Origin of the sequence: Vibrio sp. 1151_11, from assembly GCF_029478525.1 — a bacterium.
GTDB classification, from domain to species: Bacteria; Pseudomonadota; Gammaproteobacteria; order Enterobacterales; family Vibrionaceae; genus Vibrio; species Vibrio anguillarum.
In genome coordinates, this window is record NZ_SHMN01000017.1 from 89,485 (window position 1) to 96,839 (window position 7,355).

Annotated in this window: 6 protein-coding genes and 4 tRNA genes; all 10 read left to right on the forward strand. The window is 44.8% G+C overall.

Annotated features, from left to right (window positions below; translation table 11 throughout):
• Positions 1–47 precede the first annotated feature (47 nt).
• The 10 genes from pncC (at position 48) to EXZ60_RS13230 (ending at position 7,309) form a co-directional block, all read left to right on the forward strand.
• On the forward strand, positions 48–539 hold the full coding sequence (pncC, locus tag EXZ60_RS13185) for a nicotinamide-nucleotide amidase (protein ID WP_088720873.1): 492 nt from the start codon (positions 48–50) through the stop codon (positions 537–539).
• A 133-nt stretch (positions 540–672) separates the two neighbouring features.
• Complete coding sequence (gene recA, locus EXZ60_RS13190; protein WP_277435816.1) at positions 673–1,719, forward strand: recombinase RecA; 1,047 nt, start codon at positions 673–675, stop codon at positions 1,717–1,719.
• Positions 1,720–1,754: 35 nt separating this feature from the next.
• Positions 1,755–2,258, forward strand: a complete 504-nt coding sequence (gene recX, locus EXZ60_RS13195) for a recombination regulator RecX (RefSeq protein WP_017046721.1) — start codon at positions 1,755–1,757, stop codon at positions 2,256–2,258.
• Between the two features lie 121 nt (positions 2,259–2,379).
• Positions 2,380–4,962, forward strand: a complete 2,583-nt coding sequence (gene alaS / locus EXZ60_RS13200; RefSeq protein WP_277435817.1) for an alanine--tRNA ligase — start codon at positions 2,380–2,382, stop codon at positions 4,960–4,962.
• 205 nt (positions 4,963–5,167) lie between these two features.
• Positions 5,168–6,355 carry an aspartate kinase gene (locus EXZ60_RS13205; protein ID WP_194576747.1) on the forward strand — a complete coding sequence of 396 codons (1,188 nt, stop codon included), beginning with the start codon at positions 5,168–5,170 and terminating at the stop codon, positions 6,353–6,355.
• 92 nt (positions 6,356–6,447) lie between these two features.
• The gene (gene csrA / locus EXZ60_RS13210; protein WP_010320440.1) at positions 6,448–6,645 is read left to right on the forward strand and encodes a carbon storage regulator CsrA; all 198 of its coding nucleotides are present in this window, start codon (positions 6,448–6,450) and stop codon (positions 6,643–6,645) included.
• 186 nt (positions 6,646–6,831) lie between these two features.
• A tRNA-Ser gene (locus tag EXZ60_RS13215) sits at positions 6,832–6,924 on the forward strand.
• Between the two features lie 41 nt (positions 6,925–6,965).
• Positions 6,966–7,042: transfer RNA gene (locus EXZ60_RS13220), tRNA-Arg, on the forward strand.
• 31 nt (positions 7,043–7,073) lie between these two features.
• Positions 7,074–7,166, forward strand: a tRNA-Ser gene (locus EXZ60_RS13225).
• A 66-nt stretch (positions 7,167–7,232) separates the two neighbouring features.
• A tRNA-Arg gene (locus tag EXZ60_RS13230) sits at positions 7,233–7,309 on the forward strand.
• Positions 7,310–7,355 lie beyond the last annotated feature (46 nt).

A 7,355-nucleotide genomic window follows, 5' to 3' on the forward strand; every position in this document is an offset into this window, starting at 1 on the left:
CTGCTATAAAGGTTCAAGCAAGATAACGTGGCTTTGGAGAGAGCGTAATGAAAGCGATTTTTGCATTAAGTGAACAATTAGGTCAGCAATTGTTAGCACAAAAAGAGATCCTCACCAGTGCTGAATCATGCACTGGCGGTGGTGTGGCATTTGCACTTACCGAGGTTGCAGGAAGTTCGGCTTGGTTTGAACGATCGTTTGTGACCTACAGTAATCTTGCTAAACAAGAGATGCTCGGTGTCAAAGCACAGACACTGGTGGATTTTGGCGCGGTTTCAGAACCCGTGGTGCGCGAAATGGTACAAGGAGCACTTTTGCATTCCCAAGCCACTATTGGTGTAGCGATCAGTGGTATTGCTGGTCCTGACGGCGGTAGCGCAGAAAAACCAGTGGGAAGCGTATGCTTTGCATGGGCTTCTAAACAAGGCTGGGAACGTGCTGAGACGCTTTGTTTTAAAGGCGATCGCGCGCAGGTGCGCAAGCAGGCGATTACTCATGCATTACAAGTGGTGAGTCACTTTTTATCGCAGCCAAATTGAACCTAGTCGAAATTTTTTCGACACAGCTATAGACACTGTATGAATCAACAGTATAATTAACCCCAATTGGCGACTAAAGAGTCGATAAAAAATTTAACGAGCCGCTACCCACAGCGACAGTTTGGAGAAAGTAATGGACGAAAATAAACAGAAGGCGTTAGCCGCAGCACTGGGTCAAATTGAAAAGCAATTTGGTAAAGGTTCGATCATGCGCCTTGGTGACAACCGTACAATGGATGTTGAAACCATTTCTACCGGTTCACTTTCTTTGGATATTGCATTGGGTGCTGGCGGTTTACCAATGGGACGTATCGTGGAAGTCTACGGCCCTGAATCATCAGGAAAAACAACGTTAACGCTGGAATTGATCGCAGCAGCACAACGAGTGGGTAAAACCTGTGCTTTTATCGATGCAGAACATGCCCTTGACCCAATTTATGCTAAAAAACTGGGTGTAAACATCGATGAGCTGTTGGTTTCACAACCTGATACGGGTGAACAAGCGCTTGAAATTTGTGATGCCTTGGCTCGTTCTGGTGCCATTGATGTTATCGTCATTGACTCAGTGGCTGCACTAACACCAAAAGCTGAAATTGAAGGTGAAATGGGCGATAGCCACATGGGCTTGCAAGCACGTATGCTTTCTCAAGCGATGCGTAAGTTAACGGGTAACCTAAAACAGTCCAACTGCATGTGCATCTTCATTAACCAGATCCGTATGAAAATTGGTGTGATGTTTGGTAACCCTGAAACCACAACAGGTGGTAATGCCCTTAAATTCTACGCTTCAGTTCGTTTAGATATTCGTCGTACAGGCTCTATTAAAGAGGGTGACGAAGTCGTGGGTAACGAAACGCGTATTAAAGTGGTTAAGAACAAAATCGCGGCTCCCTTTAAACAAGCGGATACTCAAATTCTTTACGGACAAGGTTTTAACCGTGAAGGTGAATTGGTTGATCTTGGCGTGAAACATAAATTGGTTGAGAAAGCGGGTGCTTGGTATAGCTATAACGGTGATAAAATTGGTCAAGGTAAAGCAAACGCCTGTAAATTCTTGAGAGAGAATCCAGCTGCAGCTACGGCTCTTGATACTAAGTTACGTGAAATGCTGCTCAATCCAGCCGAGTTAATTGTTGAAGAACCTATTTTGAGCGAAATGCCTCAAGAAGAAGAGTTGTAATATTCTCCACGTTTATATTTCAACAAAGCCCTGCAATGCAGGGCTTTGTTTTATCCATGACCAATAGGGACAGTATGTATTCCTCTAAATTCAAATCGACGTTATCGTGCAAAGAGTGCGCATTGCAATTACTGAGCCGACGAGATCATAGCGAGCATGAGCTACAGCAAAAGCTCATTAGTAAAGGGTATGATACGGAAATTATCGTCCAAACAATGAGTTACTGCCTTGAGAACCATTATTTGGATGAACTGCGCTATGCCGCAAGTCAAATAAGACAACATGTCACTAAAGGTCATGGTGAGCGGCGTATTCGACAAGAGCTGAGCCAAAAAAGAGTCAGTAGCGATGATATTGAAACCGCTTTACATCAAGAGCCTCAAGATTGGTTTGAATTGGCAAAAGCGGTGGCTGAAAAAAAATTCAGAGAACCAGCAGAAAAAGGTTCAAAAGAACATGCCAAACAAGTGCGTTTTTTGCAGTATCGAGGTTTTAGCTTCGAGCAAATTAGCTACGCTTTATCATCATCGGAAGCTTAACTCTTCGTCTGATCCGCAATTTATTTCCTGCCATGCCTTTTCTATAAGAAAACTAGTCGAACTCTTGTCCATGCTTTACAATAACGCAAAATTCTAACTTGAGTATTTCAGGAAGAGCTGCATGTTTATGAGCACTGATGAGGTTCGCCGCGCGTTCCTCTCGTTCTTTGAAAGTAAAGGACACCAAATTGTTGATAGTTCATCATTAGTCCCCGCTAATGACCCAACCCTGTTGTTCACAAATGCAGGAATGAACCAATTTAAAGATTGTTTTCTTGGTTTAGAAAAGCGTGCTTATACACGTGCAACAACGGCGCAACGTTGTGTGCGAGCTGGTGGTAAGCATAACGATCTGGAAAACGTTGGTTTTACCGCTCGTCACCATACCTTTTTTGAAATGTTGGGTAACTTCAGCTTTGGCGATTACTTCAAAGAAGACGCTATCGCATACGCGTGGGAGTTTCTTACTGTAACACTCAAGTTGCCCGCTGATCGTCTACTGGTTACCGTGTATGAAACCGATGATGAAGCATTTGATATCTGGAACAAAAAAGTAGGCATTCCGGCTGAGCGCATTATTCGCATTGGCGATAAACCGGGTGGTAAAGCTTATGAGTCAGACAACTTCTGGCAAATGGGTGACACGGGTCCGTGTGGCCCTTGTACTGAAATTTTCTACGATCATGGCGATCATATCTGGGGTGGTCCTCCAGGTTCGGCAGAGGAAGATGGCGATCGTTTCATTGAAATTTGGAACAACGTATTCATGCAGTTTAACCGTCATGCCGATGGCACGATGGAGCCACTTCCAAAACCTTCCGTTGATACTGGTATGGGTATTGAACGTATTTCTGCGATCATGCAGGGTGTTCACTCAAACTATGAAATTGATGTGTTTCAAGCCTTGATTAAAGCCGCTGCTGATGTAACGGGTTATGACGATCTTTCCAATCAATCGCTACGCGTTGTTGCTGATCACATCCGTTCTTGTGCTTTCTTGATTGTGGATGGTGTGATGCCATCGAATGAAGGCCGTGGCTATGTACTGCGTCGGATTATTCGTCGAGCGGTGCGTCATGGTAATAAATTGGGCGCACAAGGTGCCTTCTTCCACAAATTGGTTGGCCCATTAGCACAAGTGATGGGAACGGCTGGTGAAGAACTGAAAAAGCAGCAAGCGCTTGTAGAAAAAGTGCTGCGCATTGAAGAAGAGAACTTCGGTCGCACTCTTGAACGCGGTATGGCGATCCTCAATGATGCACTCGATAATTTAGAGGGTAGCGTACTGGATGGTGAAACTGTCTTTAAACTTTACGATACCTACGGTTTTCCGGCTGATTTAACTAATGATGTTGCACGTGAACGTGAGCTGACCATTGACGAACTAGGTTTCGAAAAAGCGATGGAAGAGCAGCGTCAACGAGCGCGTGAAGCGGGCCAATTTGGCACTGACTACAATGCAATCATTAAAGTTGATACCAATACCGCTTTCTGTGGCTACAGCGCGACAAAAGGCGAGAGCCGCATTGCCGCTATGTTTGTTGACGGCAATGAAGTTGACACTCTATCTGCGGGTGATAAAGCGATTTTGATCTTGGGCGAAACACCTTTCTACGCTGAATCCGGTGGTCAATGTGGCGATGCGGGTGTTATTCAAACGGCCACGGGCTTGTTTAAAGTTGAAGATACACAAAAACTCGGCAACGCCATTGCTCATCACGGTGAACTCATCGAGGGCGTACTCGCCAAAGGCGATGAAGCGAAAGCCATTGTTGATGCTAAGCGCCGCGCTGCAATTTCACTGAACCACTCCGCCACACATTTGTTGCATGCTGCACTTCGCCAAGTATTAGGTTCGCACGTGGCGCAAAAAGGCTCATTGGTAAAAGCGGAAAGCTTGCGTTTTGACTTCTCTCATTTAGAAGCAATGACGCCCGTAGAGCTAAAAGAAGTGGAACGTCTAGTGAACGCGCAAATTCGCCGTAACCACACGATTGAAACCAATATTATGGACATCGAAGCGGCAAAAGCCAAAGGTGCTATGGCACTGTTTGGTGAAAAATACGACGATGAAGTTCGTGTATTGTCGATGGGGGATTTCTCAACCGAACTGTGTGGTGGTATTCACGCAAGTAACACCGGTGACATCGGCCTATTCAAAATAGTTTCTGAAGGCGGTATTGCCGCTGGCATTCGTCGTATTGAAGCGGTGACGGGTGAAGGTGCGCTGGATCTATTGGATCAACAGCAGGCTCAATATGAAGTCAAAGTGGCTGAAATGGCGGCTAAAGCGAAATCTTTGGAAAAAGAGTTGCAGCAGTTAAAAGATAAACTTGCAGCGAAAGAAAGTGCCAATCTGATCAGCAATGTAAAAGAAATTGCGGGTGTGAAAGTGCTAGTTGCTCAACTTAATGGCGCTGATAACAAAGCGCTGCGTGGTATGGTTGATGAGCTAAAAAATCAGTTAGGCAGTGGCATTATCATGCTGGGTAATGTGGCTGATGATAAAGTGGGTTTGATTGCGGGTGTGACCAAAGATCTTACTGCTAAAGTTAAAGCAGGGGAGCTGGTCAATATGGTTGCCTTGCAAGTGGGTGGTAAAGGTGGCGGCCGTCCGGATATGGCTCAAGCGGGAGGTACGGATGTTAATGCCTTGCCTAGCGCTTTAGCTTCCGTAGATGCTTGGATTGCTGAGCATCTATAAACCGCTGTAATAAGTCACGCTCAATCACTGTTTTTTGATTGGGCGTAATTTTATTTACCAAACCAAGTGGTCTAATTGGCGCAATAGGATACGAGCCAGTTATCTGCTTGGTTTTGTTTTTGTAACTACTGAATCGATACTCAACATAGTGCTCTGCTTTCGATTTGGTCCTAATGAGACTTTGGTCTTGGGAAGGTGAAGATAGGTGAAAAAGCCCCTTATCGTGCAAAAGTTTGGCGGAACCTCGGTGGGTTCAATAGAACGAATCCATACCGTCGCTGAACACATCATTAAGGCGAAGAATGATGGTAATCAAGTGGTTGTAGTTGTTTCTGCAATGTCAGGAGAAACCAATCGACTGTTGGGCTTAGCACAACAAATCGATAGTGTACCAACTGCAAGGGAACTTGATGTTTTGCTCTCTGCTGGTGAGCAAGTGTCTATGGCGCTATTAGCGATGACACTCAATAAATTAGGCTATTCAGCTCGCTCACTAACCGGAGCTCAAGCGAACATTGTGACCGATAATCAACACAATGACGCGACGATTAAAATGATTGATACTCGAACGATTACCGAGTTGCTGGCACAAGATCATATTGTGGTGGTAGCGGGTTTTCAGGGTGTGAATGAGAATGGGGATATCACCACTTTAGGACGTGGAGGTTCTGACACTAGTGCTGTGACGTTAGCGGGAGCTCTTAAAGCCGATGAGTGTCAAATATTCACTGATGTGGATGGCGTTTACACATGTGATCCACGTGTGGTTGCAACGGCTCAAAAATTAGAGATCGTTGATTTCCCGTCAATGGAAGAAATGGCACGTAAAGGCGCTAAAGTTCTGCATTTACCTTGTGTGCAATATGCGTGGGAAAATGAAGTTCCTTTACGCGTATTGTCTACTTTTGATGTAAACGCAGGCAGTCTAATCAAAGGTGAGCAGTGTCATAAAGCAGTATGTGGCATTGCGATTCAACGCGATATGGCGCTTATTACTGTGCAACATGATCATTTCCCGAGTTTAGCCAAGCAGTGCCAAATGCTCGGTGTGGAAGTGTGGAGTGTGATCGAAGAGGCAGAATGGACAGGTGTCATTATAAAACGAGACGCTTGTGCTAAATTAGCTCTGGTTTTCAATGACAAAATCCGTAATAGTGAACCCGTTAGTTTATTGACCACGGTAGGTTTACTAGCTCAGGAATTAGTTGAACGCTCATGTGAATTACTTGCAGGACAAGGGATCGAAGTGAGTTTCCTTTCGGTTGATAAACAATCGTTAATGCTAGTTATGCAGCCACAACATGTTGATAAGGCAGCCAATATTTTACATGAGGCCTATATAACGTCAGATGAGCTATTAGCTTTTCACCTAAAACATGTCTCTTTAGGGTGAGAGCGCACTAATAGATAGTTTACGAAAATATAACTTTTAGTGGATAATAGCGCAGTTGCAATATAATACAGAGATTACTCAAGGAGCAAAGAATGCTAATTTTGACTCGCCGCGTTGGCGAAACACTAATGATCGGTGATGAAGTGACAGTAACAGTTCTTGGTGTAAAAGGTAACCAAGTGCGTATCGGTGTGAATGCACCGAAAGAGGTTTCTGTCCACCGTGAAGAAATCTACATGCGCATTCAAGCTGAAAAAGGTAATGGTAGTGTTGCACCTAGCAACTACTAATTATCACAAGGAAGGCTAGCGAATTTTGCTGGCCTTTTTTATGCTTTGAAGTCACTGATATGACAGAAAAGTTTAATTTCACAGCGCTTTGATTAAATAGCCAACGGTTGATTTGATTTTTGTCGCTTTTACCAAGAAAGTGTTTGACATATTTTTGGTAAAAAGTAATATGTGCCTCCGCAAGACGGTGAGGTGGCCGAGAGGCCGAAGGCGCTCCCCTGCTAAGGGAGTATACGGTTTATAGCCGTATCGAGGGTTCGAATCCCTCCCTCACCGCCATTCTTGCTTATTTGGTTTAGCATCCAAATAAAGAACAATGTGCGTCCTTAGCTCAGCTGGATAGAGTACCTGGCTACGAACCAGGCGGTCGGAGGTTCGAATCCTCCAGGACGCGCCATATTCTTTCGTAAGATTGAATGTGAAAATGCGGTGAGGTGGCCGAGAGGCCGAAGGCGCTCCCCTGCTAAGGGAGTATACGGTTTATAGCCGTATCGAGGGTTCGAATCCCTCCCTCACCGCCATTTATTGATCATGAGTCAATTTTTTTGTTCAGAAATAAAATTTTTGTGATGTAATTCACATCTTGCGCGCTCATAGCTCAGCTGGATAGAGTACCTGGCTACGAACCAGGCGGTCGGAGGTTCGAATCCTCCTGAGCGCGCCACTTATTTAAAGTTAGTGATACTGTCATTAACTCTGCGCGTCCTTAG

Excerpts from the sequence above, each read along its gene's own strand:
- pncC (WP_088720873.1), top strand. The coding sequence starts at position 48 with ATGAAAGCGATTTTTGCATTAAGTGAACAATTAGGTCAGCAATTGTTA.
- recA (WP_277435816.1), top strand. The coding sequence starts at position 673 with ATGGACGAAAATAAACAGAAGGCGTTAGCCGCAGCACTGGGTCAAATT.
- recX (WP_017046721.1), top strand. The coding sequence starts at position 1,755 with ATGCAGGGCTTTGTTTTATCCATGACCAATAGGGACAGTATGTATTCC.
- alaS (WP_277435817.1), top strand. The coding sequence starts at position 2,380 with ATGTTTATGAGCACTGATGAGGTTCGCCGCGCGTTCCTCTCGTTCTTT.
- csrA (WP_010320440.1), top strand. The coding sequence starts at position 6,448 with ATGCTAATTTTGACTCGCCGCGTTGGCGAAACACTAATGATCGGTGAT.